Genomic DNA, 26410 nt, shown 5'->3' with positions numbered 1-26410 from the left:
GAAGACCTCGGCGGAATGCTGTTAGAGAGAGTTGCCAGGCGGCATCGACCGCCACAAAAAAGAATCGCTTGCGGACAGACTATAAGTATCGGTAAGATTCCCGTCAAGATTATTGATAATCTCATCGAAGATTTTGGAGCGAAAATGGGCGAGAAGAAAAGCGGCTTGCGGCAGGGCCTGACGAACTACGGCGATGAAGGTTTCTCGCTTTTTCTGCGCAAGGCGTTCATCAAGGGCGCGGGCTATACCGACGACGCGCTGTCGCGTCCGATCGTGGCTATCGCGAACACGGGCAGTGCCTACAACCCATGCCACGGCAACGCGCCGCAGTTGATCGAGGCGGTCAAGCGCGGCGTGATGCTGGCTGGCGGGCTGCCTGTCGAATTCCCGACGATTTCGATCGCCGAGAGCTTTTCGCATCCGACCAGCATGTACCTGCGCAACCTGATGTCGATGGACACGGAGGAGATGATCCGGGCCCAGCCGATGGATGCGGTGGTGCTGATCGGCGGCTGCGACAAAACCGTCCCGGCCCAGTTGATGGGTGCGGCGGCGGCGGGCGTGCCCGCTATTCAACTGGTGACGGGCGCCATGCTCACGGGCTCGCATCGCGGTGAACGGGTGGGGGCATGTACGGACTGCCGTCGTTTCTGGGCGAGTTTTCGCGGCGACCAGATCGACGAAGCCGAGATCGAAGCGGTCAACAATCAGCTCGTCGCGACGGTCGGGACCTGTTCGGTGATGGGAACGGCCAGCACGATGGCCTGTATTGCGGAAGCCTTGGGCATCATGCTGCCGGGTGGCGCGTCTGCGCCTGCCGTGACTGCCGATCGCATCCGCATTGCGGAGCGCACCGGCGCGCAGGCCGTGGCGATGATCGGGCGGGACCTGAGTCCGGCGGCCATCCTGACGCCCAAGGCGATCGAAAATGCGTTGCGGGTGCTGCTCGCAATCGGCGGCTCGACCAACGGCATCATTCACCTCACGGCAATTGCGGGCCGGCTCGGGATTCGCATCGACCTTGAGCAGCTCGACCGGATGGCGCGCGAGACGCCGGTCCTCGTCGATCTGAAACCGTCCGGACAGCACTACATGGAAGACCTGCATCGCGCCGGCGGCTTGACCACGGTCATGCGCGAGATGAAAGACCTGCTGCATCTCGACGCGCTCACTGTGACGGGCCGTACGCTCGGTGAGGAGCTGGATCTCGCCCCCGCGAGCTTCCCGCAAGACGTAATCCGCCCGTTTGACCGCCCGATCTTTCCGCAAGGCGGTATCGCGGTGTTGCGTGGCAATCTCGCGCCGGGCGGCGCGATCATCAAGCAGTCAGCGGCAAGCGCCAGCCTGATGGAGCACGAAGGGCGGGCAGTCGTCTTCGAGGACGCGGAGGATCTGGCTCGCCGTATCGACGATCCGGAACTGGACGTGGAAGCGCACGACGTACTCGTGCTCAAGCGGATCGGTCCGGTCGGTGCACCCGGAATGCCGGAAGCGGGCTACATTCCGATCCCGCGCAAGCTCGGCCGCCTGGGTGTCAAAGACATGGTGCGCATTTCGGATGGACGCATGAGCGGCACGGCGTCCGGGACAGTGGTCCTGCACGTCACACCCGAAGCGGCGATCGGCGGTCCGCTTGCGATCGTACAAACGGGCGACCGGATTCGCCTGAGCGTGGCGGAACGGTCTATCGAACTTGCCCTCAGCGACGAGGAAATTGCAGCTCGTCTGGCCGCGTTGCCGGCCCGCCAGGTCGATCCCGAGGAGCGTGGGTATCGCAAACTCTTCCTGACGACGATCACTCAGGCCGACGAGGGCTGCGACTTTGACTTTTTGCAAGCTACCCGGATTAACGCGACCGTTCCCGGCAGCGGAAACAAGGGATAAAGGTCATATTTTCGTATAGGCTCGCGGGTTAGATCATTTTGCGGACCCTTTTATGAGCAACGCTGCCAAGCCCAAACGCTCCGATGCACCCACTGCGAAGACGGTCGAACGCGACCGCAATGTCGACGAGACGCTGCGCAGCGTCTCAGACGAGCTCGAGGAGCAGATCGTCCTTGGCGTTCTGCATCCACGGGAACGGCTTGTGGAAGACGATCTGTGCGAGCGCTTCAACCTGAAGCGCCACGTCGCACGCCAGGTGCTGGCGGAGGTGGAGCGGCGCGGCCTGGTGGAGCGCCGCAAGAATGTGGGCGCGGTGGTCAAGTCGTTTACGCCGCGCGAGGTTACCGAACTGTATGCGCTACGCGAACTGCTGGAAGCAGACGCGGCGAGGCGCATCGTTTTTCCGGTCACTAGCGAAGCGCTCGATGCGTTAACGGCAATACAGGCGGAGCACGACGAAGCAGCCGTCGCCGGAGATCTGCGGCGTGTGTTCCGCGCGAACATGGCCTTTCACCATGCGTTCTTTGCGTTGTCGGAAAGCCAGGTTCTAACCGAGGCGATTCACGAGTATGAGCGCCGTACGCATGCCATCCGTTCGGTATCGATCGTGTTTCCTCAGTATCTGGAGAAGGCTCGCGCCGAGCATCACCAGATGATCGAGGCGCTCCGAACCGGCGACCGGGAATCGTTGATCAAGTTATGCCGGGAGCACCTGGTGCCATCGCGCGATGCATATCTTGAAGCGCATCACCGCCGCTCGGCCGGCTACGCCGTACAGAAAGGCGAAACCGATTAACCGTATTTACCTGAATCACAGAGAGGGTATCAATGACTCGAGTACTGATTACCGGCGCGGCCGGTCACATTGGACGCGTGCTCCGCGCCGGTTTCCAGGGCCACTATGCACTGCGCCTCGCCGACATTGCGCCGCAGGCGGAGGCGCAGGCAGGCGAGGAAATCGTGACCGCGGACATCACGCGGCTCGAGGATCTTCTGCCGGCCATGAAGGGTGTCGATGTTGTCGTGCATCTTGCGGGCATTCCTGACGAGGATCGCTGGGAGCGCATCCGTGATATGAACATCGAGGGATGCTACAACGTGTTCGAAGCGGCGCGGCAAGCGGGCGTCAAGCGCGTGGTGTTCGCGAGTTCGAACCATGCAGTGGGTTTTCATCGTCGCGACCGGATGATCGATAACAGCGTCGAGCCGCGCCCCGATAGCCGCTACGGCATCTCGAAGGTGTTCGGCGAGGCGCTTGGCCGGATGTACGCCGACAAGCATGGCATGTCGGTTGCATGCATCCGGATCGGCTCGTTCCGTCCGGACGACCGGCCAACCGCGCCGCGGCACCTCTTCACATGGATCAGCCATCGCGACATGGTGCAGGTGGCGCGCCGCTGTATCGACTATCCGGACTTTCACTTCGCGGTCGTGTATGGCGTATCCAATAACGCGCGCAATCGCTGGGACAATGCCAACGTGCGCTATCTCGGGTTCGTGCCGCAAGACGATGCCGAACTGCACGCGGCTGAGATCGAGGCGATGGGAAAGGTGGAAGATGCGCGTGAAGCGCTGTTTCATGGCGGCTTCGGCTGCCTTGTCGAATTCGACGGGGATCCGCTCCGGATCGATTGAGCATGGCGGACCCCGTCGGACGATTGCGTCGCGTTAAAGCAGGCTCAACCGACTAGCGGGCCCACCTCGAAACTGAAGTTCGCAACGCCATCCACTCCGCCTGCGACCTTGTCGCCTGGGCGGAGTGCGCCGACGCCAGCGGGTGTTCCGCTGAAAATCAGGTCTCCCGGCTTCACAGTCACGGCCTGAGATACGTAACTGATGATGTCCGCGACAGGCCAGATCATCTCGCTGAGATCGCCTTGCTGGCGGACTTCGCCATTCACGGACAACCATATCCGTCCGCTGGACGGATGTCCTAACTCCGACGCCGGTTTGATCTCGCTCACCGGCGCAGACGCGTCAAAGCCTTTCGCCCAGTCCCACGGACGGCTCAGTTTCTTCGCCGTCGCCTGGAGATCCCGGCGTGTCAGATCGACTCCGACTCCATAACCCCAGACAAAATCGAGCGCGTTTTCGGGGGCGATGGCCTTTCCCTCCCTGCCGAGCGCAATGACGAGTTCAATCTCATGGTGCAAGTCGGAAGTAAGGGGAGGGTACGGAAGCACGCCGGTCGCTGGCACGACGGCATCGGCAGGCTTGGAAAAAAAGAACGGAGGATCCCGGTCCGGGTTGGCACCCATTTCGCGCGCATGCTCTGCGTAGTTACGCCCGACACAGAACACGCGGCGCACGGGAAAGCGGCTCGTCGAGCCGCTGACAGCAACGGAGGTAATCGTGGGTGGTGTCACTGAATATTCGGTCATGGTAAGCCTCGCGAGTAGTATTGGCCTACCGACGATATCGCCCTGCGAACGCGCCGTGCAGGACAAATCCGCTGAACACCAGGACGATCTTACGGTGCTCCTTCGCGCGCGGTTGCGCCACCGTCTCGTTGAACCGCACGCCGGTGCATGTCGCGAAAGTCGCTCGGCGATTGACCGACTGATTGACGAAACCGCCTCGAAAAATAGGCTTCGTCGCGATAGCCGACCAGAAACGCAATGTCCTTGATGCGCCGGTTGTCGTTTGCCAACAGATCCTTTGCGCGTGCGATGCGTCGCTCGGTCACCCACTCGACAAATGTCCTGCCTGTCTCCTTCTTGATCAGATGCGTAAGGTAGTTCGGCGATAGAAACGCAGCGGCGGCGGCAGAGGTCAGAGACAGTGCGTCGCTCGCGAGATGTGCATTGACATGACGGTCCACGCGGATCAGAGCGTCTCGTCGGCCGAGTCTTTGGGCATTACGCGAGGAGAGCCGAAGCAACTGATCCGCATGTCGTTGGCATACGATCCCGATAAGCTGAAGAAGGTATCCGCGCAGAAGAGCGGTTGAACCGAAGCGCCGCATCTCATTGACCTCCAGCATGCGTGACAGAACCGGCTCGATTTCGGCGAGATCGGCGTCCTCCAGAATGAAGTCGATGTACTCCTGAAGCCTGAATGGGGCGAGTTCGGGAGCCTGCGTGATCGACACATCCTCGAGGTCAAGGGGATCCGCGATTCCGTCCGTATTGGCGCGTAGAAACGCTTGCGTAAAGTTGATGACAATGAAGCGCGAATGCGCGGGGTGCGGTATCAGATGCAAGCGATGCGGCAGGATAAAGGCGACCGCACCCGCAGGAAAGGGCCTGCGCACTCCGCCAATATGCTGTTCGGTGTCCCCGCCGAGGTTGATCTGAATTTGAAAATATTCGTGCTTGTGCGGCTCTTCAATCGCGGGGCGCGACGCTTGGTCGCGTATGTAGAAATCCAGACGATCGCTTCGCTCAGGCATCGCATAGGTGCGTGATACCACCACCGGTGATGCGTTCATGACTGTGTACTCCGATTGATTCATGCTTGCCGGTGCGTTGAATTCTTAACGGCGCCCTTGCGCCGACTACCCCGGAATCAGCACGCGACTGCGTGTGAGCACCTCTTTTGCCAGCTCCACGATGGTATCCGCGCCGCTAAGACACTCTTCCTGATAGGCGACAAAAAACCCCTGCTGAGTGATCGGCCGTTCAGTGTTCAGCACGTGAATCAGCCCGGCATCGATCTCCGCGAGCATGATTGCGGGCGACAGCACGGCCGCCGCATGTCCGGCCGCGACCAGCCGCGACATCATCGTCAGGGAATTGCATGAGCTGATGTTGTCCGGATTGCAACCGGCGCTGCGGAACCAGTTCATTACAAGCGAATGGTTCGATGACGGTTGCGAGACGGTGATGATCGGTACCGACGCAAGATCATGAGGCGCGACATTGCGGTTGGGCACGAGTTGCGGCGACGCAACCCAATGCAGATCGGTGTAGCCGATGGCGGTCTCGACCACGTGAGGCGCATCGGTGGAATCGTTCAGTATCGCTATGTCCAGTTCGTGCGCGCCAAGCTTGCGTCCGAGTGTGACACCCACATCGATCGTGAGTTCGATCTTCATGTGCGGATATCGCGTCTTGAGTTGCGTCAGTAGATCTGCAAGCCCCGCGTGGGCGATGGACTCAATCGCGCCGAGCCGTAGAAGCCCGTACATGGGGTCGGTACGCTTCGCTATCTGTTCGAGCTTTTCGGCGAGCTTTAGCACCTGTTCCGCATTGGCGAGCGCATCGCGGCCTGCGAGCGTGAGTTCGGAGCGGGTCCGACTGCGCGTGAAGAGCTGCACGCCGAGATGTTCTTCGAACTCCTGGATGCGTGCCGAAATGGTCGGCTGCGTGAGGTGCTGATGACGCGCCGCCGCATGAAATCCACCTAACCGCGCCACCCAATAAAAGGTCTCAATTTGCTGAAGAGAAATGCGCATGATCGAAGGTTTCTATCAGATGGTCTCGCTAACTTTGATTATCTCCCGGAAAAATTGCATGCGTATAGTGGTCCACTCTTTTCGTTGCACCGTAACGTAGTGCGTCGTTGGTCATTTTGCAGCAGGGCAGTCCGTAGCTCCGATCGACCCGCCGGCTAAAGGAGATGCCGTTTGAAGCAAAAGAAGCAAGGCCACCGTGATAGACCCCAAGACGGCATAGACCCTGGCCGCAGCAACTGGGCGACCGACCTCGCGACTACGCCGGCCTCATCCGGCGAATCTTCTTTCCTCGAGGAGCGGGCGCGCGTCGCCGGTACCGGGCAGCCATGCTTTCCGGTTCCGCCGAAGGCGACCGACAGTCATCACCATATCTACGATGCGCGGTATCCAGTCGATCCGTCTGCGCAATTGCAGCCGCCTGACGCAACGGTCGCCGACTATCGCGCGCTGCAGCGGAGGCTGGGCGTCGAGCGACATGTCGTCGTTCAACCGTCTACGTATGGAACCGACAATCGTTGCCTGCTCGATGCCCTGTCGCAGTTCGGAAAGACCGCACGCGGCATCGCGACCGTGCCCGTCACCGTGACGGATGGTGAGCTGGCCGGTCTTCACGATACGGGCGTACGCGGGCTGCGGTTTAACCTCGAATACCTGGTTGGCGTCACGGTATCGATGATGGAGCCGCTCTCGAAGCGGATCGAACCGCTCGGCTGGCACATTCAGGTCAATGCCACCGCTGCACAGCTACTCGCGCACCGACAGTTGCTTGCTAATCTGTCGTCGCCGCTCGTGATCGATCATATGGGGCAGATTCCGCAACCGGGCGGCGCGGAGCATGCCGCGTTCCGGATGGTCGAGGCGCTGCTGGCCAACGGCCGTACCTGGGTCAAATTGAGCGGACCCTATCTCGTGTCGCGAAGCGGAGCGCCGGTCTACGCCGACGCCGGAAGGGTCGCGCTCAGGTTTGCCCAGCTTGCCGCGGACAGGATGCTGTGGGGATCGGACTGGCCTCATCCGACGCAAGCGGCCGATAACAAGCCGGACGCCGCCCGCTTGCTGGACGATCTGACGCTGTGGATACCTGACGAATCGACGCGGCATCGAATCCTCGTCGAAAATCCTGCAAGGCTCTACGGCTTCTAACGTGCGTGCGTACGGTGCGCCGCCTGCTTCAGCGCGTGCCGATGTAGGCAACCACGTCGATCTCCACGAGCACACCCTGCAGACCGGCTTCCACCGTCGTTCGCGCCGGTTTGTGCTGGGCAAACCAGCTTGCATAGAGTGCGTTGAAGCGGCTAAAAAGCGTTAAGTCGGTTAGATAGACTGTGACCTTGACGACGTCATCCAGTCCGGCGCCGGCGGCGGCCAGTACCCGCTCGACATTGGCGAGCGTCGCACGGGTCTGCTCTTCGATCGAGTCGCCGATCACCTTCCGGTCGGCGTCGCGCGGCGTCTGGCCAGACAGGAAGACGAAGTCGCCCGCGACCATCGCTGAAGAATAGTGCCCGCCTGGTTTGAGGTCGGTTGGATTGACACCACGCAATGCGCGGCGCGTGCCACTGTCGTTCATGTTTTTCCCATCGCCTTGATGTGGCGTTTTTCCGACTTGCCGCATGACGTGCGCGGCAAATCGCGTTGTATCACGTCAATCGACGCCTACCCGCTGCGGGTCTCGCGGCCTAGCGACGGCTCCCGAGTTGCTCACGCACTTCCCACGACCCTTCGGTGTTAAGCACCATCGCGCTAGGGTAGAGATAGGCAGTCGTGCAAGCGTGGCGCGGCAGCAGCATCACCCGGTCGCCGACAGCCAGATCGGTGTCTTCGACCACAACGTGCTCTTCGCTCATCATGACGATCTTGCCGTCCCAGCGAAAGCGCTCGGCCAGCGGCTTGTCCGGCGAGATGGCCTTCGAGCCCGCATCGAGCGTGGCGGTTGTGCTGTTGCGTGAAATCACCGTTGCCAGTACATATGCGCTTGGCGTCCAGCCGAGCGCGGGCAACTCCAGGTCGTGTTGAGCGCTCGAATAGGTCCAACTGCCCGGGGATACGAAGTCGGCGAGCGTGCGCGGCCACAGATCGAACGTATAGCTGCCCCCGGCGATGAGTTTCGTCGACAGTCCGTCTGCATCGGCTGCGCGCGTCAGCGCCGCCACTTTCTCCACGATGGCGGCCACCCGCGTGCGGCGTGCGGCACTGTCGAGATCATGGATGTGGCCGTCGTAGACATGCCATCCTCCAAAGCAGCCGATTGTGGCCAGTTCGCGGGCCAATTGCAGCGTCGCCGCTGCTATCGGCGCGCCAGTTCTGCCCATGCCGGCATCCAGATCGATGAGCAGGGCGAGATTGGTCAACGGCGCCCCGTTCGTCGCGAGACGCCACGCGGCTACGCCAGCCGCCGAGTCGACGAGCGCGTCGACCCGTGCGTCCGGATGAGCGTGCGCCAGCGCGAGCAAGGTACGGATATGAGCGCGGTTCACGGTCGGATACGCCCAGACGACGTGTTTCGCGCCGGCCTCGAGCACCATCGCCACTTCCGCCACGGTAGCGGCCTTGAACGCGGTTACGCCTTCGCGAATCAACCGCTTGACGACCCATCCGGCGCGATGCGTCTTCACATGCGGCATGAGCCGCTCAACCCCTCCACACGCACGGGCAGTCGCATACAGGTTATCGACGATGCCGCGCTCGGATACGATGAAACACGGTGTCTGCAATTCATCTGGCAAGCTGACTGCCCACGACGGCGCACGTTGGAGAGTGGTGCTCGAAAGGTCGGACATGGTTGGGACGTTAAGAAATAAAAAGGGCGTCGCGCTCACGCGTGCGACGGCGCTGCGAGGTATCCGTCGACGTGCGCTCTGAGCTGACTGAGCACTTCTGCATGCTGTTCCCACGACAGCCGGTCGACGCTCATCTTCGGCGTCGCGGGGCGGTCGACGCGGCTATCGTCAACCGCCTGCCCGAGGTCGACGGCCGCGGCGAGATACGCCCGGTCGCGCTCCGGTGTGAAGTCGGTGAGCAGTCGCGCCGCTGCCTCTCGCGGCGCGACCATCGCCATTGCGGATACCAATCCCCAGCCGCCCCAGTTCGAGACGCTGGAAACAATCAGATAGTCCGCGGGAATGGCTGCGCTGATCAACGGGCCGTTGGGAATGTCGTCGTGGACGATTTCCTCGGGTAGCACGCCCATGCCGATTTCATTGCCGCCGTCGCCGATGCCGATCGTGACCCACGGACGCGGCCACTCGGGATCCTCGAACAGAAGGTGCAGCGGAGCGGTATCGTCGGACATGTCCGCGCCGTACTCGCGATGCGGCTTGCCGTCGCTCGCGGGCGACACCCGCTCGATCGCGACCATATGCGTGATCGGACGTTCGGCCTCGCTTAGCCTGGCTCTCAGCGACTTGACCGATGCCGCGCTCACCGAGGTGATCTCGAACGCCACGTCTTTCGGCAATTCCGTGGTGACCGCCCAGACGGCCTTGCAGCATGGCGCGTCCGAGATCACTGTCACCGGTATGCCGAGGTTCGAAAGTGCGGCGGCCAGGTGGGCCATGCCGCCCAGTCCGTCCGTCTCCGGCGAGGGCGGGACGGCATTGCGTATGAAGAAACCGGTCACGATACCGACGTGGGCGTTCGGCGTGCTCATGATCGAACGCGCGGCCGCTTCCAGCTGACCTTCAACGAACCGCTTCATGCGGCCAATGTCGCGCCGGACGGTTTGGCCAATGATGTCTTCGACTTTTGCTATTCCCATTATCCAATCTCAGTAGCAACGTTGTTCATGCGAGGCGCGACGATCGTTCAGACCGGAATCTTCGTTTCATAGTCGATTCCGATCGAACAGAGCAGCAGGCCGACGCCCATTGCGGCGAAACACATCAGCGCGAGGAAATAGGAGCCGGTGAATTGAACGATTGCGCCGATCGCAATCGGGATCACCATGCCGCCGATATTCCCGCCGAAGTTAAGCAGTCCGCCAAGCGTGCCCACCTTGTTGCGTGAGGCGAGCATCGCGGGGATCGACCAGTACAGACCGCCCCACCGCAGAAAGAAGAGCGTGATGGACAGCAGGATCACAACCATCGTGGGGCTTGTCGCATGTGCCACCGAAAACACCGCAATCGTGGCAACCACGCCGGCGATGCCGAAAATCGTGCGCATGACGCGGTTCGGCGCGGCGCCGCTGGCGAGCCACTTGTCGGCAACATAGGCACCGCAGAGTTCGCCGATAAACCCGCAGAAGAAGATCACGAAGCTGGCGCCGCCCATCTGCTGAATATTGAAGCCCTGCACCTTCTGCAGATAGGTGGGCATCCATGTCAACAGGCCGTAGTAAAGCGTCGTGCAACACATGAAGCCGACGAACATCAGCAACACTGAGCGATACCTGAAGAAATCGAGCGAGTTGCCTGACAGGTTTTTCGCTTCCTTTTCATCTTCCTTGCGCCGGGATAGTTCGATGTGTTCCGCTTCGGCTTCATTGACGCCGGGATGTTCGTGCGGTTGATTCTTGATGTAGTACCAGGCGCCGACGCCGCACAGGATCGTGCCGACGCCGGCGATCGCGAATGCGGTTCGCCATGAGTGCGCGACCACGATCAGCCAGGTGATCAGCACCGATCCAAGCGCTGCGCCGAGCGGCGAGCCGCCATCCATCAGCGATGCGCCACGGACCCGCTCATGCTGCGTGAGCCACATTGCATTGAGCGCACCTCCCGCTGAGGCCACGGGCGCTTCTGCGACACCGAGTCCGAGCCTCGTAGCGAGCAAGGACATCGCATTGGTCGTCAATGCACCGAGGCCTTGGAAGGCACCCCAGAGCAAAGTGCACAGCGCGAGGACCAGGCGCGGCTTGAAGCGGTCGACCGCCATGCCGCCTGGAATCTGCATCAGCGTGTACGACCAGAAGAACGAACTCATAATGATGCCTTGCATGACCGGCGTAAGCGTGAACTCGCTTGCGATCATCGGCATTGCGACGGACAGGGATGCACGATCGATGTAGTTGACCGTGACCAGCAGCAACATGATGAGAAAAATCTTCCAGCGAACTGATGTCTTCGGCTGGGCGTACGCCACGACCGCTGCAGGTGCTCTGCTCATGCCTGTTCTCCTGATTCGCTGTTTGAATGTCAGATACACGCCCGGCGCGTTGCGCATCGGCGATGTATGGACCGGTCATCTGCCACGCCGCAGGCGCCCGTTCCGTGCTGCTTGAAATTGAGTATAGGTGCGTGGTTCCGAGTGCAGATAATCGAAAGTGGCCCGGGCAATCGATAGAAATCGCTGATCACGGGTGCACGCCTCGTGCAGGTTTCTTTTTCACGTGGCATTGCGCGTTACAGGTTCCGCGTTCGAGAGCTCGTCGAAATGATGGCCGGGAGCGGTCTGTTGTTCGCACAGACGACGATCATGCGCTGGGTCAAAGGGGATTGGGTGAGGAACAGGCCTGCGTATCAATTGGTTGCGGGTTCGCTCCTTCGCACGAGATTGATGGTGGGTACAAGCATCAGGGAGACGACCGCACCGATCGATATCATCAGGATGGAAGAGAACGTGAGATGGAGGGACTGGTGGAGCGCAAGTCTCACCGCAGCGTTGACGATAGCGTCGGCCGGTACCGAGCCAAGAAGCTGTCGCAACTGATCGGAGGTAACCGCTGCGGTGCCGGTCGAATGAGCAAGCCCATAATTCAGAACCGCACCAAACACGGCTGCACCAAGCGTACTGCCGAGGTTACGGGAGAAGAGGTTGGACGCCGTCGCGCTGCCGCGTTCCGACGGCTTGACGATTTCCTGGATCAGAATAAGCGAGCTCACGCTAACTACTCCCATTCCAAAGCCCATAATCAACGAGCCGATTCCTGCAAACAGCGGTGTGCTCTGTGGGGTCAGGGCCGCGAAGACCATGGCGCCAATCGGCAAGAACACGCTGCCGCCGATGAGGGTGCGCCGCAGTCCGAGCCGATGGAAGGAGCGTGCTGCAATGGTAGCGCCGGTTGGCCAACCGACCATTATCATAGTCAACGCGAGGCCTGCCACCACCGGGGACCTGCCCAAGACGCCCTGTACATACATGGGAAGGAAGCTGGTCAGCCCCATTAGCGCCATTCCCGAAAGGACAGTAGCTGCATTGCAGGCCGCGATTGGCCGGTGCCCCCACAAGGAAAACGAAATCATGGGGTCGGCGGCCCGTTGCTCCTGGAGAATGAAGAGTGCGCCGCATATCACGAACAGAGCGAACTCGAGGATGGTCCAAGTACTGACGAATGTCCCGGCATTCGTCAGCGCCACCATGAGAGCGCCGATGCATGCAGCGAAGAGCGTTGCACCGAGGATATCGATCGAAGGGCGTTCGCGCCTTTCCTCTTCATGTAGAAAGACGATGAAGCCGGCGGCGGAGGCGAGGCCAATTGGGATATTGATCCAGAAGATCCAGGCCCATGAAAGGTCGCGAATGAGAATGCCACCTGCCATCGGTCCGACGACCGCAGCGATGGCCCAGACACTGGCGAGATAACCCTGAATTTTCCCTCGTTCGCGTGCTGGATACAGGTCGCCCACGATAGTGAGCGCAACAGGCTGGATCGCTCCAGCGCCGACACCTTGAATCATTCGAAACGCGATCATTGCGGGCATGGACCGTGCAAAACCCGCGAGCACTGATCCCACCAGAAAGATCGCGATGCCAACGAGCATGGTGGGCTTACGACCGTACAGGTCAGCGAGCTTGCCGAATACGACCGTCATCGCGGTCTGCGTGAGCAGAAACGAGGAGAAGACCCAGCTATAAAGATGCAGCCCGCCCAATTGAGTCACGATCTGTGGCATCGCTGTAGACACAATGGTCGCTTCGATAGCGACCATTGCCATTGACGCCATGACCGATGCAATAACGAGCGGTCGTACTGTTTTCAGGTGTTGTGACATGCCGTTTTGTAGAAGGGGCGTCGTCCGCGGTCAGACTTGCTCCTGTAACTTGAGTGGATCTCGGGCCATTCCAGAAATCTGGCGTGACGCGGCCATGAAGATCAGGACGTCTCGATAAGCGGATTGGGGCGAGTCAGCGGATCGCGCCCACGGACGATATACTCTATCAAATCACAAGTCTTCATGTGAAGACTTATCTGATAATTATTGGGGGTCGGAGAGTCATGAAGGTCAAACCCAACGATGTCAAAAAGCGATTTGACGGGACGGGAGGGCTCTGTCGGCGGTCAAGCGGAAATACGGTTTTTTTAGTTGAAAGACCGCAGATAGTCGATTGAAAGGAGGCTCAGTACGTTTTATTGCGAGTACTACGACGCGCCGGTAGCTGCGGCTCTTCTTATACTCTTCGTATGAAGACTTGAGGATGGCGCCGACCTATGCGATCGGTATCGCTACACATGCACTTGAGATCGTCGCCGAGACTGCCCACGAGCCAGGTCGGAGCGTGCCGACCGTGTCGCGCAGGGCCGTCATTCGGCGCGAAGAGATACGCTATCCACGAGCCCCGACAAAACGCGCGCGCACCGGCTTCAACACGAACATGGCAAGCGCGGCGGTACTCAGATCGAGCACAATCGCGCAGCCGAACACCGGCACCCAGCTGCCGGTGTGCTGATGCAGCAGCGCGGCCAGCGGGCCGCCGAAGATCGAGCCGATCCCGAACGAGATGTAAAGCCAGCCATAGTTGGCGGTGGCATATCGGGTACCAAACGTATCGGTCAGGGTCGAAGGGAACAGCGAAAAAATTTCGCCCCAGCCGAAGAACACCACGCCGGACAGCAAGACGAACAGGACCGCGTTGTCGCGCGTCATTAGCCAGAGTGCCATCGCCACACCTTCCAGTGCGAACGCGAAACACATCGTGTTTTCGCGCCCCAGACGATCCGATATCCAGCCGAACAGCGGACGGGTCAGACCGTTCGTGAAGCGGTCGATCGTCAGTGCCAGCGGCAACGCGGCGAGCCCGAAGACCAGTACCTTGCTGACGCCGAAGTCAGCGGCGAAGCTTGCCATCTGCGACGTGACCATGAGGCCCGAGGTGGACATCATCGTCATCATCACGAACATCAGCCAGAACAGCGGCGTCTTGAGCATCTCGGACGGGCGGAAGTCGCGCGTCGCGACCGCTGTCCGGGAGACTGCCGAGCCGATACTGTCCGCCGCAGGCGGTACCCGCAGGCCCTGCGAGGCGAGGAGGCCGACCACTGCGAAGATGATGCCGTACAGCCACAACGTGGATTCGACACCGTGCGTTGCCAGTGATGCAGAAATTGGAAAGGTGGTGACAATTGCGCCCATGCCGTAGCCTGCGGCCGCTACGCCGGCGGCGAAGCCGCGTCGATCGGGGAACCAGCGAACCACGAATCCCACCACGCCGACGTAGACGATGCCGGTACCGAGACCGCCGATGCAGCCATACGTGAGGTACAGCATCGACACACTGTGCGCATACGAGGCTAACACCCAGCTCACGCCTGCCAGCAACGTACCAATCGAGATCAGCATGCGCGGCCCGAAACGGTCGATCGGCGCACCCTGGAACGGTGAGAAAAATGCCTGCAGCAGCACCAGCAGTGAGAAGGTCACTTGCAGTTCCGGCAGCGCGATGCCGAGCTTCGCCATGAGCGGCTTCGTCATCAGAGTCCATACATATTGCGGACTCGAAATCGTCATCATGCAAATGAGGCCGAGTCCGAGCTGGATCCAGCGGGTATGCGCGGCTGTTTGCGCGACGGGCGAGGCGGCGCCTTTCAATGATTGCGTGCGGGTGTTCAAAGTGCTTCTCCGTTTCGGATTGAAATATCAACAGATGGAGGACGTGCGCCGTCCTTGCCGTCGGCGCGAACGCTCGCGGGTGGTCGATTCAAAAGGGTGCAGGCGGCGCGGCCGCCCGCTGTTTAGCCGGCGCGCTTACCAGCCAGCCGCGGCCCCGTCGCTGCGCGGGTCATAGCCTGCCTCCAGACATCCGTTGCCGTGCCGGACGATTGCGCCGGCGTGGCCCATTGCTTCGTCGTATGGCAGCATCTGCTCGACGTCATGGCCGAGACGGCGCAGCGCATCGAACGTGTCGGCGGGAAACCGAGCTTCAAGCTTGAGTGATTCATTGGATCGCCCCCAAGTCCGGCCTAGCAGCCAGCGAGGCGCATCGATAGCGGCTTGCGGATTCCAGCCAAAGTGCGCGATCCGCGAAAACACGGCGCTTTGCGATTGCGGCTGGCCGTCGCCGCCCATGTTTCCGTACACCATCGTGCGTCCGTCATCGAAACGCGCGAGTGCCGGGTTCAGCGTGTGAAACGGCCGTCGCCCCGGCGTAAGCGGATTGCGCGCAGAGGGATCGAGCGAGAAGCTACAGCCGCGGTTTTGCCAGTTGATGCCCGAATCTGCAAGCACGAGGCCGCTGCCGAACTCGTGATAAATGCTCTGGATGAAGCTGACGGCCACGCCATCGGCGTCGATCACGCCGAGCCATACTGTGTCGGCCGGTCCGAGACCGCGGCCCCACGGGGCCGCCGCCGACATCGAAATCTGCTCGGCCATCGCGTCGAGGACCGGCGGCGCGAGCAGCGCCTGCGGATCGATGTCCATGTAATCCGGGTCGGTGATGTGCTTGTCGCGGACGGCGAACGCGAGCTTGGTCGCCTCCACGCATGCGTGGACGTACTCGGGCCCGAGCGGATCCATATCGTCGCGCAAGACACGGTCGAGCACACCGAGAATCTGCAGTGAGACAAGCCCTTGTGTAGGCGGCGGCATGTTGTAGATCGTGCCAAGCGAATGCGTGAGTGCCAGCGGCGTGCGCAGCCTTGCGCGATGCTGTTCGAGGTCGGCGAGCGACAATGGACTTTCGAGGGCACGCAGGTCGGCCGCGATGCTGCGTGCGAGATCGCCCCGGTAGAAGTCGTCGAGACCCGCGTGGGCGAGACGCTCGAGCGTCGCGGCGAGGCGTGGCTGCACAAAACGCTCGCCGACAGCCGGCACGCGCAGCGGGTTGTCGCCCGTCAGAAACGTCTCGGCGAATCCCGCGACCGATCCGAGTTCGTGCCGCTTGAGCGCGACGCATTCGGACTGGCTGCGCGTGACCGGAATACCGCCTCCCGCGTAGGCGATCGCATCTTCCAGCAGGCGCGCGACCGGGAGCTTGCCACCGAGGGTGTCAGTGGACCAACGATGCGCCAACGCCCAACCGGACACGGTGCCGGCCACCGTATTCGCCGCCAGCGGTCCACGAAACGGGATCGATTGCAGGCCGCGTGCGCGATAGGCGTCGATCGTCGCCGCCGATGCCGCCGCTCCACATGCCTCGATGCCGACGGGCTCTTCGCCCGGCCGCGAAATCAACCAGAAGCCGTCGCCGCCGATGCTGTTCATATGCGGATACACCGCTGCGATGGTCGCCGCGGCGGCAATCATCGCCTCGATGGCATTGCCGCCGTCACGCAGGATCGCGAGCGCGCTTTGCGACGCCAGTGCATGGGGTGTGACCGCCATCCCGCGGATGCCCCGCACAGGATTTAAAAATTCTGCTGACATGTTTCCTCAAACAATCAATCGATCTTCGCTACCCGCTCAGCCGCTACGGGTTCGCATGATCACGTGATACTTCCTATACACAACGAAGCCGGCATCAGCGGGAAGCAACTGCGATGTTCCAGCCGGTTCTCCCTTCCACCCACTCGGCAAGCGACAGCAACGTGGCATCGTGCTGACTCGCACCGACCAGTTGCACCCCAAGCGGCAACCCCTCCGGACCGAAGCCAACCGGTAACGTCACCGCCGGCACGCCGAGGAAGGTCCAGGGCGTGCAGAACGCCGCATCGCCCGTATAGTCAAGCCCGCGGGGCGCCTCGCCCGATGCGGGCGCTACCAGCAGCGCGTCCAGTCCCGCTGATTCGGTGAGCCACTGGTCGAAGCGAACCGCCATCTGTACCTGCACAGCCTTCGCTTTCGCATATTCGGTCGCGCGCACAGCCCGGCCTTCCTCGACCAGAGCTGTGATCGGTGCGCTGACAAGATCCGGCGAACGGTCTACCAGTTCGCCGTGTGTCAATGCGGCTTCAACTGCGAGCAGGATTGAAGCATGCCGCGCAGCGTCGGCCAGTTCGGCAGGCAAGTCGGCAGCGACGATTTCCGCACCATCGGCACGCAAACGTAGGGCAAGTTGATTCAGCACATGCTGCTGCGCTTTGTCGATTGGTCCACCGATCTGCTCGCGCAACACGCCGATGCGTGGTGGCCGTTTTGCCGCATCGCCTGGGTCTTTCCTCTTGCGACTGTTATGCGAGGCATGTGGATCGTCCGCATCGCTCCCCGCCAGAATCGATAGCGCATGAACGGCATCAGCGACATTGGTGGTGAAAACGCCAAGGTGATCGAGCGACCCTGACAACGGCAACACGCCGGTCCGCGCAATCGTGCCGTAACTCGGCTTTACCCCGACCACACCGCAATACGCGGCGGGACGGATGACGGATCCGAACGTCTGTGTGCCGAGCGCGAGCGGCACGATGCCTGCCGCAACGGCGGCAGCCGAGCCGCTCGACGAGCCGCCAGGCGTGTGATCGCTATTCCACGGGTTGGTCGTAGCGCCAGGCTGACGCCAGGCGAACTCGGTGGTGACCGTTTTACCGAGTACCGTGGCACCGGCTTCGCGCAAACGGGCGACCACCCATGCGTCCTTGTCGGGCCTGCGCCCTTCGTAGGCCGGCGATCCGTACGCGGTGGGCATATCGGCCGTATCGATCAGGTCTTTTATGCCGACAGGGACGCCCGCGAGCGGCGCGTGGGGAGCGGCGCGATTGACTATCGGCGCCGCCGGCAGATGGATGAAAGCTTGCAACTCAGGCTGCAGTCGTTGCGCCGCATCAAATGCCTGTTGCACAGTCTGATCGATGGTGCGCGTTCCCGCGCGAATCGCGTCACGGATTTCGCGGATGGTGGGGGAGGGGGAAGAATGGCTCATTTCGCGGCTAGTGCTTGATGAATGTAGTTCTGCACGATGAAGGTGCTGTAATTCGGCTGCTGCTTCAAATTACCGAGTGAGATCTGCGTATCCATTGCAACCGTCAGCGCCTGCGGGGTGATGTCGACGTTCCTGGGATACACGCCTTCGTTCAGCATGCGTTTTACCGCAGCGTTCACGATCTCCGGATCAAGGCCTGGAAACTCGCGGCGGGCGATCGCCAGGGTTTCCGTGGGATTGGTCTGCATGAAGACGAGTGCCTGCTCCATACCTTTCACGAACCGTGCCGCCACATCGGGGTCCACGCTCCTTTTCGCCGAGATCGATGAGAATGCGTATTCGCCATATAACTTCGGAAAGCCGAGCACTACCTTCATGCCTCTGGCAACGGCCTGATCAAGGCCGGGTTCATACATCACCGCAACCTTGGACTGGCCTGCAACCAGTGGGCCGATCTCGGAGCCGAGCGGTACCTGGGTTAGTTTCACGTCGGCTGGCGACATGCCGTTCTCTTTTAGCAACTTGAAGAACAGCGACGTGCTGGTAGTCGGCATCTGACCCGACACGACCGTCTGGCCCTTCACGTCCTTGATGCCGGTGAATTTGCTGTCCGGCGAGGTGACGATCCACACCGCCGCACCGTTCACAACGTTGGCGATCACATCGACATCCGCGCCTTTTTCGGCGGCGACCGCGGTCCATTCGGGACCATGCAGCGAGAAGTCCGCACTTCCCGACAACACGGCCGACAATGCCGCGCTCGGACTGCCCGCGGTCTGCTTTGTCACCTCTAGCCCCTCCTTGGTAAAGAAGCCGCCGTCGATAGCGACGTAGAGCGGCAGATATAGCATCGACTGAAAAGCCTGCGAAATAACAGCTTTTTTGTCGGCGGCCAAGGCGGGCGTTGCGATGCTAACGGCAGAAACAGCGACTGCTGTTGTCAGTGCAGCCAGCATTCTTTTTGCAATGAGTGCCATCTTCAGGTCCAGAGAAAGGTTAGATTGACGGGCGAAAAGCAAACAATTCGACCTCGAGTGGCAACGGCGTCAAACCCGTAGCGTCGGTGCATTCGATACCTGCCGCCACGGCAGCAGCTTGCGTTCGACCAGGTCGATCAGGAAATACAACACGAAGCCAATCGCCATCAGCACGAAGAGGCCGGCCCACACGGTGTTCAGGTCGTAAAGACTTGAGGCGGTAAAGATCATGTGGCCAAGCCCTTTCTCCGACGAAATGAATTCGCCCACCACTGCGCCTACCAGACCAAAGCCGATGTTGATGCGGAATGTCGAGATCACATATGGCAGCGTGAACGGAATAACGACTTTCAGGAACACATCGTTTTTGTTCGCGCCAAGCGTGACGAGGAGTGCCTGAAGATCAGGATCGGCCTCTTTCGCTGCCTCGTAAGCGGCTATCAGCGCGACGATCGCAGTGAGCGAAATCGCCAGCGCGACTTTCGAAACGAGCCCGGTGCCGAACCAGAGAATCACAATCGGGGCGAAAGCGATCTTCGGGACGCTGTTGATCGCGACGATAAACGGCTCGATCAGTCGCGCCACGAACGGCGAATACCACAGCGCGAGGCCGCAGACCGAGCCGACCGCCGTGCCGAACAGAAAGCCGAGCATGGCTTCGAACATGGTGTAGCCGATATCGACGAAAAGGTCGCCTGATTCGGCGGAGCGAGCCAGGGCGTCGTAGATTTTTGTCGGCGAGCCGACCAGGAAGTTCGATACCCAGCCAAGCCGCGCAGCGCCTTCCCATATCGCAAAGAATGCAATCACCGCGACGAGCTGCAGGGCTGTGCGCCCCCATCCGGTATTCAGCGCGGGGCCTGAACGCGTCTGGCTGCGTGTCGCGGAGACTTTCGCGTTATTGACGGATGCGGAATGGTTCATGCCGCCTTTACCTCGGTCTGAATATCGAGTTCCGCGCACAGCGCGTGAAAGTAGCCGGGAAAGTTCGAATCGCTGCGCGCACCGATCGGCGTGCGCGCGCCGATCTCGATGTCATAGACCTTTTTGACTTGCGAAGGCCGGCCGCCTAGCACCACCACACGCTTGGACAACGCGACTGCTTCGTCGATGTCGTGTGTGACCAGCACGACCGTTTTGTGGAACGTCTCGACCGCTTCCATCAGCACGCCTTCCAGATACAACCGGGTCTGATAGTCGAGCGCTGAAAACGGCTCATCGAGCAGGATGATGTCGGGGTCGTTGATCAAGGTGCGGATCAGTGCGACGCGCTGGCGCATGCCACCGGACAGCATGCGGGGATAGGCGTTCTCGAAACCCGCAAGGCCGTAGGTGTTCAGGTATTCCATCGCCATTTCGCGCGCTTGCGCAACCGGCATGCGGGACAACTCGGGCCCAATCAGGACGTTCTGCAATACGGTGCGCCACGGCAACAGCAGGTCACGCTGCATCATGTAGCCGACTTTTCCGCGCAAGCCGGTGACCGCCTGCCCTCGATAGACGATCTCGCCGCTGTCGGGTTCCAGGAGGCCGGCGATTACGTTGAACACGGTCGTCTTCCCGCAGCCCGACGGGCCGATGATGCTGACGAAATCTCGTTCGTTGATGTCGAACGACAATCCACCCAGCACATCGACCGAGCCCTGCTTACTGGAAAAGGATTTTCGAATGTTTCGCAACGCTAGTTGTACTGACATGCTGATCCTCGTGCTGAACTTGAATCACTTCGCGCTTCGCTTGCGTGCCCGCTCCGCGCAGAGTCGGTACACGGTTGGTTGACGGTTGTGAAGTGTCTGACTGGGGAGCACTTAATTGCTGTTTTCGTCGGTTGTCGGCGGAATATAGGTGCAAAACACAACAATTGAAATATCCATATTGATTCGATTCGCACAAAGCGTGCCATCGTGCGAGAGCCCCATATACAAGTGCGAAGTGGGTATTTTCAAGTGGAGGTGAGCACACTGCCATGTTCGGAAAGTGTGCAAATGCGCGCAAGGAAGGTGCATCAGGCACAACTAGATCGGCGACGCACCGCCTCAGGGCGAAACGCGAACGGTCGACGGCGAAAGACCATTGCAAGAAATTCGGGATTGTGAATCGGTGCGAGAGCCGCCTCCAGAATTGAGGCGCCGTACCAACGCGGTTACATCAGAACGTCTAGTCGGTATCGTCGACACGCTTCCAGAATTCGAACGCGGTGGCGCATGCGTTGCGCGGCGCGCCCGTGGCGAGCAGCAGCCAGAGAAGCAGGCGCGCCTTGCGTGGCCCGAGCCACCCGGAAAACAACGCACCGCGGCGGGCCAGGTCGATTTCGGAACCAGAAAAGCCATAAGTACGCGCTGCCGTCGATCCCGATCCCGTGCGGCTGGAGACGACGATCGGCAGTCGCGGCACCAACGCCTCGATGCGCTGTGCTTCGTCATCCGAAACATGACCTGCACCGTAGGCCGCGATGACGATCCCGTGATATCCCGCGTGGGCGACCGCGTCGAGCATCTCACCCGTCTCGCCCAGACATGTTTCCACGAGTGCCACTCGAACCGACAGGTCGGGCTTTGTAAAGCGCTGCGAATAGCGCCTGGACGGTGGACGGAAATATTGGGGCAGACCCTCGAGCACCATGCCCGCCGGCCCCACGACCGGTGACTCGAAAGTTTCGACGGACATCGAGTTCGCTTTGCGCACCCAGCGCGCCTCGTGGATCGTGTTGTTCATGACTACGGCTACACCGCGCCCGCGACTGGCGCCGTACGCTGCGCAGGCCACTGCGGCAAGAATGTTGGCGGGCCCATCCGCCCCCGCGGCCAGCGGCGTGCGCATCGCGCCTGTGACCACCAGCGGCTGCGGATGCGTCCACAGAAGATCGAGCAGGAAGGCGGTTTCCTCAAGCGTGTCGGTCCCCTGGGTCAGCACGATCCCGGCGGCGCCGGCAGCCACCATGCACTCTGCCCACACCAGACTGTCCAGCACATGCGCAAAGTTCAGCGAAGGGCTGGGTAACTGCAAAAGCGTCTCGGCGTGAATCTGCGCGATATCAGCCAGACCTGGGACCGCAGTCACCAATTGTTGAGCGGAAAGACGTGGCAACGCGCCAGCGTCGGCATTGTCGGCGGTCATGCATATCGTGCCGCCTAATGCACCGACAGCGATCCTCGGATAGTTCATTGACGCGTTCCTTTCGAGTGCGTTGAAAATATCGGCTTAAACCGTACCTCAAATAGCCTGCAAAAACTCGCCACCGGCGAGGAGCACCGTTGTCGCGCCCGGAATCGGTGCGACAGCGATCTTGCACTGCGCGATGCACCGTGCTCGCGCGCACTTGCACAAGTCCCGCGCATTGCAGTGTGCTCTTGCCGCTCGGGCAAGTGCCCGACTTGCCGATACCTACTGGATTTGCCGCGCGATGGCATGCTTCGTGCCTATAAATGCGTAAATTTCAATTGTTGCAAGTTGCAATTAATGTAGCACGGTTGAATCGGAGATCAACCTGTCGCAGGCGCCATATCCGGGGTTGGAGCATCTGAACGAGCACGGCCGCTAATCCGACGCACGCGTGCAGCCGGAATCATTTTGTGTCATTTCTTCTTATGAGGTGCAGCATGTTGAAGCGAATGTTTGCTCGGTGCGTGGCTGGGGTGCTGATTGCGAGCGCTGCGACGACGGCGTGTGCGCAGGAAGCATCGAAGGTGTTACGAATCGTGCCGCAAGCGGATCTGAAGATTCTCGATCCGATCTGGACTACTGCATTTATCACGCGCGACCACGGCTACATGATCTACGACACGCTGTTCGGCGTGGATGCCAAGGGCGTGGTGCAACCGGAGATGGTGGACACGTATACGAGCTCGCCGGACGGCAAGACCTGGACGTTCACGCTGCGCAAGGGGCTCGCGTTCAGCGACGGCAAGCCGGTCACCTCAGCTGACGTTATCGCGTCGATCACGCGCTGGGGCAAGCGCGACGTGTTCGGCGAGAGAATGTTCGCGGCACTGCAGTCGTTCGATGCGGTCGATGCCAAGTCCTTCCGCATGACCTTCAGGCAACCCTTTCCGATGGTCCTCGACGCGCTCGGCAAGCCGTCGGGCAGCGCCGCATTCATCATGCCGAAGCGGGTCGCCGATACGCCGGCGGACCAACAGATCTCTGACTACACCGGGTCCGGCCCCTACATCTTCAAACAGGACGAGTATCGCCCGGGCGCGAAAATTGTGTACATCAAGAACCCGAACTATGTGCCGAGGCCTGAGCCGGCTTCCGGTACCGCAGGCGGCAAGCATGTTTATGTCGACCGGGTCGAATGGATCGTGCTCAAGGACGCACAGACGCAGGCCAATGCGATTGCGAACGGTGAAGTGGACATGATCGAATGGATGCCCGCCGAGCAGTACGCCGCGTTCAAGGGCAATCCGAAGCTGGAATTGGTAAAGCCGACTCCCGCCGGGCTCTTCGACCTGCACCTGAATCATCTCGTGCCACCGTTCAACAACCCGAAGATTGCCCAGGCGGCAATCATGGCGATCAACCAGGAAGCGTTGATGCGTGCCCAACTGGTGAACAAGGATCTGTACCGGACGTGTTCGTCGATTTACCCATGCGATTCGCCGTTGGCGTCGACCGAGACTGCCTATTTCACCGGCAAGCCTCAGTTCGCGGCGGCGCGCAATCTGCTGAAGGAAGCGGGCTACGATGGCAAGCCGGTGGTATTGATGTATCCGTCTGATTACGCAGTACTCAACAAGTTTCCACCCGTCATGGCGCAACTGTTGAAGCAGGCCGGTTTCAATGTCGACCTGCAGGCCATGGACTGGTCTACGCTCGTGACGCGCCGAACCAGCAAGGCGCTCGCCGACAAGGGGGGCTGGAACCTGTTCATTACCGGATGGGCGCCCGGCGACACGATGAATCCATTGTTCTTCACTCCGCTGACGGGCAATGGCGAAAAGGGCTGGTTTGGCTGGGCGACTGACGACAAGATTGAGCAGCTCAAGAACGATTACCTCGTCACCAACGATCCTGTGCAGCGCAAGAAGATCGCCGCGGCGATCCAACTGGAAACGTACCAGAGCGGCATCCTGGCGCCCTTAGGCGACTTCGATTTCTACTCGGTGATCCGCAAGGGCGTCGTCAGCGGCGTGGTCCCAGCTCCGGTCAACGTGTTCTGGAACATTCGCAAGAGCTAACCCGTGTCGGCGGCTGGCTGTTTGCCGGCCGGCTGCCGTCTCGCAGGGCAACGCGAGCCCGTCTATCCACAAACCGGCTTTGGAGCGTAATCGACATGGCTTTCTTTCTTTTCCGGCGCGTATTGTCGACGGCGCCAGTGCTGGTCATTGTCGCCCTTATCGTGTTCATGATTCTGCGCCTGACGCCGGGCGATCCGGCTGCGGCGCTTGTTGGTGACAACGGCACTAGTGCCGACATCGCGCGGATCCACGCGAGCCTCGGGCTCGACCGGCCGCTGCCGGTGCAGTTCGTCAAATGGACCGGGCAGTTGCTGCAGGGCAACCTTGGCGACTCGTACTACATGAAGCAGCCGATTACCCGGTTGATTGCGCAACGCATCGCACCGACCGTGTCCTTGTCCGCCCTGACACTGGTGATGACGCTCCTGCTCGCGGTGCCGCTCGGCGTGATCGCGGCTTCGCGGCACGGAGGCTGGCTGGACCGGATGCTGATGGGACTTTCGGTGATGGGATTCTCGGTGCCGTCGTTCGTGGTCGGCTATATCCTCATATGGGCGGTCGCCTTGCATGCGAAGCTGCTGCCGGTGCAGGGGTACGCTCCACTGAGCGCGGGCATCGGTCCGTGGCTCACGCACCTGATCCTGCCCGCCATTACGCTGTCGATCGTCTACCTTGCGCTGATTGCCCGCGTGACGCGCGCTGCGGTTGCCGAGGCGCTGACTGAAGACTACATCCGCACCGCCCGCGCCAAAGGTATCTCCGAAGCACGCGTGCTGATTCGCCATGCGCTGGCCAATGCCGCGGTACCGATCGTCACGGTAATCGGCATTGGCGTCGGCTTGCTGATCGGTGGCGTGGTGGTCACCGAAACCGTCTACGCGATCCCCGGGCTCGGGCAACTCACGGTCGACGCGGTACTGGCGCGCGACTTCCCGCTGGTACAGGGCATCACGCTGTTCTTTTCCTTTGTTTACGTGCTTATCAACCTGCTGGTCGATATGAGCTATCTGCTGCTCGACCCGCGTATCCGCTATTGAGTGAAAGGACGATTGGACATGAGCGACGATCACGATCCGACGACCATTGCCGCACCGGCCGCCATTCTTGCCAACGTGGAGGTGGCGCCTGCTATACGCTCGCGCACACCACTGTGGCGCCGCGTGCTGCGGAACTGGTCGGTGCGCCTGGGATGCGGCGCACTGGCGCTTCTGGTCTTCGTAGCCGTCGCCGCACCGTGGCTTGGCACGATCGACCCGACCGCGATGGATCCCGCGAGCGCCAACCTCTTACCGGGCGCGACAGCCGAATTCAGTGATCTGTCAGGCGCGACGTTCCAGCACTTCTTCCCGATGGGCACCGACAGTCTCGGCCGGGATACCTGGAGCCGGGTCGCCTATGGTGCGCGCGTGTCCCTGTCGGTCGGCATCACGGTGGCACTGCTGGCGCTCACCTTCGGCGCACTGGTCGGCGTGGCGGCGGGGTATTTTCGCCGCCTCGACGACGTCATCATGCGCGCCATGGACAGCTTGATGGCGATTCCCAGCATCCTGTTCGCGATTACGCTGATGGCGCTCTGGCGGCCGACGCTGGTCACGGTGATCGTCGCGATCACGATTCCCGAAATTCCGCGCGTCGCACGGCTGGTGCGCTCGATCGTACTGAGCATTCGCGAGGAACCCTACATCGAGGCCGCCATTTCGTTGGCCACGCCGACCGTCAAGATTCTGTGGCGTCATATTCTGCCGAATGCAATCGCGCCGCTGATCGTGCAGGGAACCTACGTGTGCGCGTCGGCGATCCTGGTGGAAGCGATCCTGTCGTTTCTCGGCGTTGGCCTGCCACCGGATATTCCGACGTGGGGCAACGTCATGGCCGACGGCCGCATGCAGTTCAACCAATATCCTCAGACCGTGTTGTTCCCAGGTGTTTTCCTGGCGCTGACGGTGCTGGCCGTCAACATCATGGGCGACGGATTGCGCGACACGCTCGATCCGAAATTCAACAAACGGGGGGGCTGACGC

At 61.0% G+C, this 26410-nt stretch carries 22 protein-coding genes; 7 read left to right on the top strand and 15 right to left on the bottom strand.

The window, feature by feature from the left end; genetic code table 11:
* The first annotated feature begins 144 nt into the window (after nt 1-144).
* Genes M0D67_RS01175 through M0D67_RS01165 form a run of 3 tightly spaced genes read left to right on the top strand, consistent with a single transcriptional unit; the run spans nt 145 to nt 3519 of the window.
* Nucleotides 145-1884, top strand: coding sequence for an IlvD/Edd family dehydratase (locus tag M0D67_RS01175; protein WP_154561956.1), 1740 nt, complete (start codon nt 145-147; stop codon nt 1882-1884).
* 52 nt (nt 1885-1936) lie between these two features.
* Nucleotides 1937-2680 (top strand): GntR family transcriptional regulator, encoded by a 744-nt coding sequence (locus tag M0D67_RS01170; RefSeq protein ID WP_154561958.1) that lies wholly within the window; start codon nt 1937-1939, stop codon nt 2678-2680.
* A 32-nt stretch (nt 2681-2712) separates the two neighbouring features.
* Entirely contained in the window at nt 2713-3519 is an 807-nt protein-coding gene (locus M0D67_RS01165; protein WP_154561960.1) for an NAD(P)-dependent oxidoreductase, read from the top strand.
* Between the two features lie 44 nt (nt 3520-3563).
* Here M0D67_RS01165 and M0D67_RS01160 read toward each other — a convergent pair whose 3' ends face one another.
* The 3 genes from M0D67_RS01160 to M0D67_RS01150 all read right to left on the bottom strand — a co-directional run bounded on the left by M0D67_RS01160 (nt 3564) and on the right by M0D67_RS01150 (nt 6280).
* Nucleotides 3564-4265, bottom strand: coding sequence for a fumarylacetoacetate hydrolase family protein (locus M0D67_RS01160; RefSeq protein WP_154561962.1), 702 nt, complete (start codon nt 4263-4265; stop codon nt 3564-3566).
* An 89-nt stretch (nt 4266-4354) separates the two neighbouring features.
* On the bottom strand, nt 4355-5314 hold the full coding sequence (locus M0D67_RS01155) for a helix-turn-helix domain-containing protein (RefSeq protein ID WP_233464929.1): 960 nt from the start codon (nt 5312-5314) through the stop codon (nt 4355-4357).
* A 66-nt stretch (nt 5315-5380) separates the two neighbouring features.
* Nucleotides 5381-6280: a LysR family transcriptional regulator gene (locus tag M0D67_RS01150; RefSeq protein ID WP_154561964.1), complete on the bottom strand. Its 900-nt coding sequence runs from the start codon at nt 6278-6280 to the stop codon at nt 5381-5383.
* Nucleotides 6281-6451: 171 nt separating this feature from the next.
* On the opposite strand from M0D67_RS01150, the gene M0D67_RS01145 reads away from it, so the two are divergent.
* Nucleotides 6452-7423, top strand: coding sequence for an amidohydrolase (locus M0D67_RS01145; RefSeq protein ID WP_154561966.1), 972 nt, complete (start codon nt 6452-6454; stop codon nt 7421-7423).
* A gap of 28 nt (nt 7424-7451) precedes the next feature.
* Here M0D67_RS01145 and M0D67_RS01140 read toward each other — a convergent pair whose 3' ends face one another.
* From M0D67_RS01140 to M0D67_RS01085, 12 genes are all read right to left on the bottom strand, one after another.
* Entirely contained in the window at nt 7452-7850 is a 399-nt protein-coding gene (locus M0D67_RS01140; RefSeq protein WP_171926013.1) for a RidA family protein, read from the bottom strand.
* 109 nt (nt 7851-7959) lie between these two features.
* A complete protein-coding gene (locus M0D67_RS01135) occupies nt 7960-9060 on the bottom strand; it encodes an alanine racemase (protein ID WP_154561970.1) in 1101 nt (366 codons plus the stop codon).
* Between the two features lie 35 nt (nt 9061-9095).
* Complete coding sequence (locus tag M0D67_RS01130) at nt 9096-10037, bottom strand: glutamate cyclase domain-containing protein (protein WP_154561972.1); 942 nt, start codon at nt 10035-10037, stop codon at nt 9096-9098.
* Between the two features lie 47 nt (nt 10038-10084).
* Nucleotides 10085-11386 (bottom strand): MFS transporter, encoded by a 1302-nt coding sequence (locus tag M0D67_RS01125; RefSeq protein WP_154561974.1) that lies wholly within the window; start codon nt 11384-11386, stop codon nt 10085-10087.
* Between the two features lie 353 nt (nt 11387-11739).
* Entirely contained in the window at nt 11740-13212 is a 1473-nt protein-coding gene (locus M0D67_RS01120; protein WP_154561976.1) for an MDR family MFS transporter, read from the bottom strand.
* A 552-nt stretch (nt 13213-13764) separates the two neighbouring features.
* Nucleotides 13765-15048 (bottom strand): oxalate/formate MFS antiporter, encoded by a 1284-nt coding sequence (gene oxlT / locus M0D67_RS01115; RefSeq protein ID WP_266236897.1) that lies wholly within the window; start codon nt 15046-15048, stop codon nt 13765-13767.
* 135 nt (nt 15049-15183) lie between these two features.
* Entirely contained in the window at nt 15184-16803 is a 1620-nt protein-coding gene (locus M0D67_RS01110; RefSeq protein ID WP_233464930.1) for a gamma-glutamyltransferase family protein, read from the bottom strand.
* Nucleotides 16804-16897: 94 nt separating this feature from the next.
* Complete coding sequence (locus M0D67_RS01105) at nt 16898-18232, bottom strand: amidase (RefSeq protein ID WP_171926015.1); 1335 nt, start codon at nt 18230-18232, stop codon at nt 16898-16900.
* Entirely contained in the window at nt 18229-19209 is a 981-nt protein-coding gene (locus M0D67_RS01100) for an ABC transporter substrate-binding protein (RefSeq protein WP_154561982.1), read from the bottom strand. The genes M0D67_RS01105 and M0D67_RS01100 overlap by 4 nt, the downstream gene beginning before the upstream one ends.
* Before the next feature lie 69 nt (nt 19210-19278).
* Nucleotides 19279-20133, bottom strand: a complete 855-nt coding sequence (locus M0D67_RS01095; protein ID WP_154561984.1) for an ABC transporter permease — start codon at nt 20131-20133, stop codon at nt 19279-19281.
* Entirely contained in the window at nt 20130-20906 is a 777-nt protein-coding gene (locus M0D67_RS01090; protein WP_154561986.1) for an ABC transporter ATP-binding protein, read from the bottom strand. Before M0D67_RS01090 ends, M0D67_RS01095 begins: the two co-directional genes overlap by 4 nt.
* 460 nt (nt 20907-21366) lie before the next feature.
* A complete protein-coding gene (locus M0D67_RS01085) occupies nt 21367-22374 on the bottom strand; it encodes an asparaginase (protein ID WP_154561988.1) in 1008 nt (335 codons plus the stop codon).
* A 434-nt stretch (nt 22375-22808) separates the two neighbouring features.
* Between M0D67_RS01085 and M0D67_RS01080 the strand changes: the two genes are divergently transcribed.
* The 3 genes from M0D67_RS01080 to M0D67_RS01070 all read left to right on the top strand — a co-directional run bounded on the left by M0D67_RS01080 (nt 22809) and on the right by M0D67_RS01070 (nt 26407).
* A complete protein-coding gene (locus M0D67_RS01080; RefSeq protein ID WP_154561990.1) occupies nt 22809-24389 on the top strand; it encodes an ABC transporter substrate-binding protein in 1581 nt (526 codons plus the stop codon).
* A gap of 95 nt (nt 24390-24484) precedes the next feature.
* Nucleotides 24485-25426, top strand: a complete 942-nt coding sequence (locus M0D67_RS01075; protein ID WP_154561992.1) for an ABC transporter permease — start codon at nt 24485-24487, stop codon at nt 25424-25426.
* An 18-nt stretch (nt 25427-25444) separates the two neighbouring features.
* A complete protein-coding gene (locus M0D67_RS01070) occupies nt 25445-26407 on the top strand; it encodes an ABC transporter permease (RefSeq protein ID WP_154561994.1) in 963 nt (320 codons plus the stop codon).
* The last annotated feature ends 3 nt before the right edge of the window (nt 26408-26410 follow it).

Origin of the sequence: Paraburkholderia sp. SECH4, from assembly GCF_030511745.1 — a bacterium.
In the GTDB taxonomy this organism is placed as follows: domain Bacteria; phylum Pseudomonadota; class Gammaproteobacteria; order Burkholderiales; family Burkholderiaceae; genus Paraburkholderia; species Paraburkholderia madseniana.
The sequence above is the reverse complement of the archived record's forward strand: the minus strand, read 5'-3'. Positions and strand labels throughout refer to the sequence as shown.

Excerpts from the sequence above, each read along its gene's own strand:
- M0D67_RS01175 (WP_154561956.1), top strand. The coding sequence starts at position 145 with ATGGGCGAGAAGAAAAGCGGCTTGCGGCAGGGCCTGACGAACTACGGC.
- M0D67_RS01170 (WP_154561958.1), top strand. The coding sequence starts at position 1,937 with ATGAGCAACGCTGCCAAGCCCAAACGCTCCGATGCACCCACTGCGAAG.
- M0D67_RS01165 (WP_154561960.1), top strand. The coding sequence starts at position 2,713 with ATGACTCGAGTACTGATTACCGGCGCGGCCGGTCACATTGGACGCGTG.
- M0D67_RS01160 (WP_154561962.1), bottom strand. The coding sequence starts at position 4,265 with ATGACCGAATATTCAGTGACACCACCCACGATTACCTCCGTTGCTGTC.
- M0D67_RS01155 (WP_233464929.1), bottom strand. The coding sequence starts at position 5,314 with ATGAACGCATCACCGGTGGTGGTATCACGCACCTATGCGATGCCTGAG.
- M0D67_RS01150 (WP_154561964.1), bottom strand. The coding sequence starts at position 6,280 with ATGCGCATTTCTCTTCAGCAAATTGAGACCTTTTATTGGGTGGCGCGG.
- M0D67_RS01140 (WP_171926013.1), bottom strand. The coding sequence starts at position 7,850 with ATGAACGACAGTGGCACGCGCCGCGCATTGCGTGGTGTCAATCCAACC.
- M0D67_RS01135 (WP_154561970.1), bottom strand. The coding sequence starts at position 9,060 with ATGTCCGACCTTTCGAGCACCACTCTCCAACGTGCGCCGTCGTGGGCA.
- M0D67_RS01130 (WP_154561972.1), bottom strand. The coding sequence starts at position 10,037 with ATGGGAATAGCAAAAGTCGAAGACATCATTGGCCAAACCGTCCGGCGC.
- M0D67_RS01125 (WP_154561974.1), bottom strand. The coding sequence starts at position 11,386 with ATGAGCAGAGCACCTGCAGCGGTCGTGGCGTACGCCCAGCCGAAGACA.
- M0D67_RS01120 (WP_154561976.1), bottom strand. The coding sequence starts at position 13,212 with ATGTCACAACACCTGAAAACAGTACGACCGCTCGTTATTGCATCGGTC.
- M0D67_RS01110 (WP_233464930.1), bottom strand. The coding sequence starts at position 16,803 with ATGTCAGCAGAATTTTTAAATCCTGTGCGGGGCATCCGCGGGATGGCG.
- M0D67_RS01105 (WP_171926015.1), bottom strand. The coding sequence starts at position 18,232 with ATGAGCCATTCTTCCCCCTCCCCCACCATCCGCGAAATCCGTGACGCG.
- M0D67_RS01100 (WP_154561982.1), bottom strand. The coding sequence starts at position 19,209 with ATGGCACTCATTGCAAAAAGAATGCTGGCTGCACTGACAACAGCAGTC.
- M0D67_RS01095 (WP_154561984.1), bottom strand. The coding sequence starts at position 20,133 with ATGAACCATTCCGCATCCGTCAATAACGCGAAAGTCTCCGCGACACGC.
- M0D67_RS01090 (WP_154561986.1), bottom strand. The coding sequence starts at position 20,906 with ATGTCAGTACAACTAGCGTTGCGAAACATTCGAAAATCCTTTTCCAGT.
- M0D67_RS01085 (WP_154561988.1), bottom strand. The coding sequence starts at position 22,374 with ATGAACTATCCGAGGATCGCTGTCGGTGCATTAGGCGGCACGATATGC.
- M0D67_RS01080 (WP_154561990.1), top strand. The coding sequence starts at position 22,809 with ATGTTGAAGCGAATGTTTGCTCGGTGCGTGGCTGGGGTGCTGATTGCG.
- M0D67_RS01075 (WP_154561992.1), top strand. The coding sequence starts at position 24,485 with ATGGCTTTCTTTCTTTTCCGGCGCGTATTGTCGACGGCGCCAGTGCTG.
- M0D67_RS01070 (WP_154561994.1), top strand. The coding sequence starts at position 25,445 with ATGAGCGACGATCACGATCCGACGACCATTGCCGCACCGGCCGCCATT.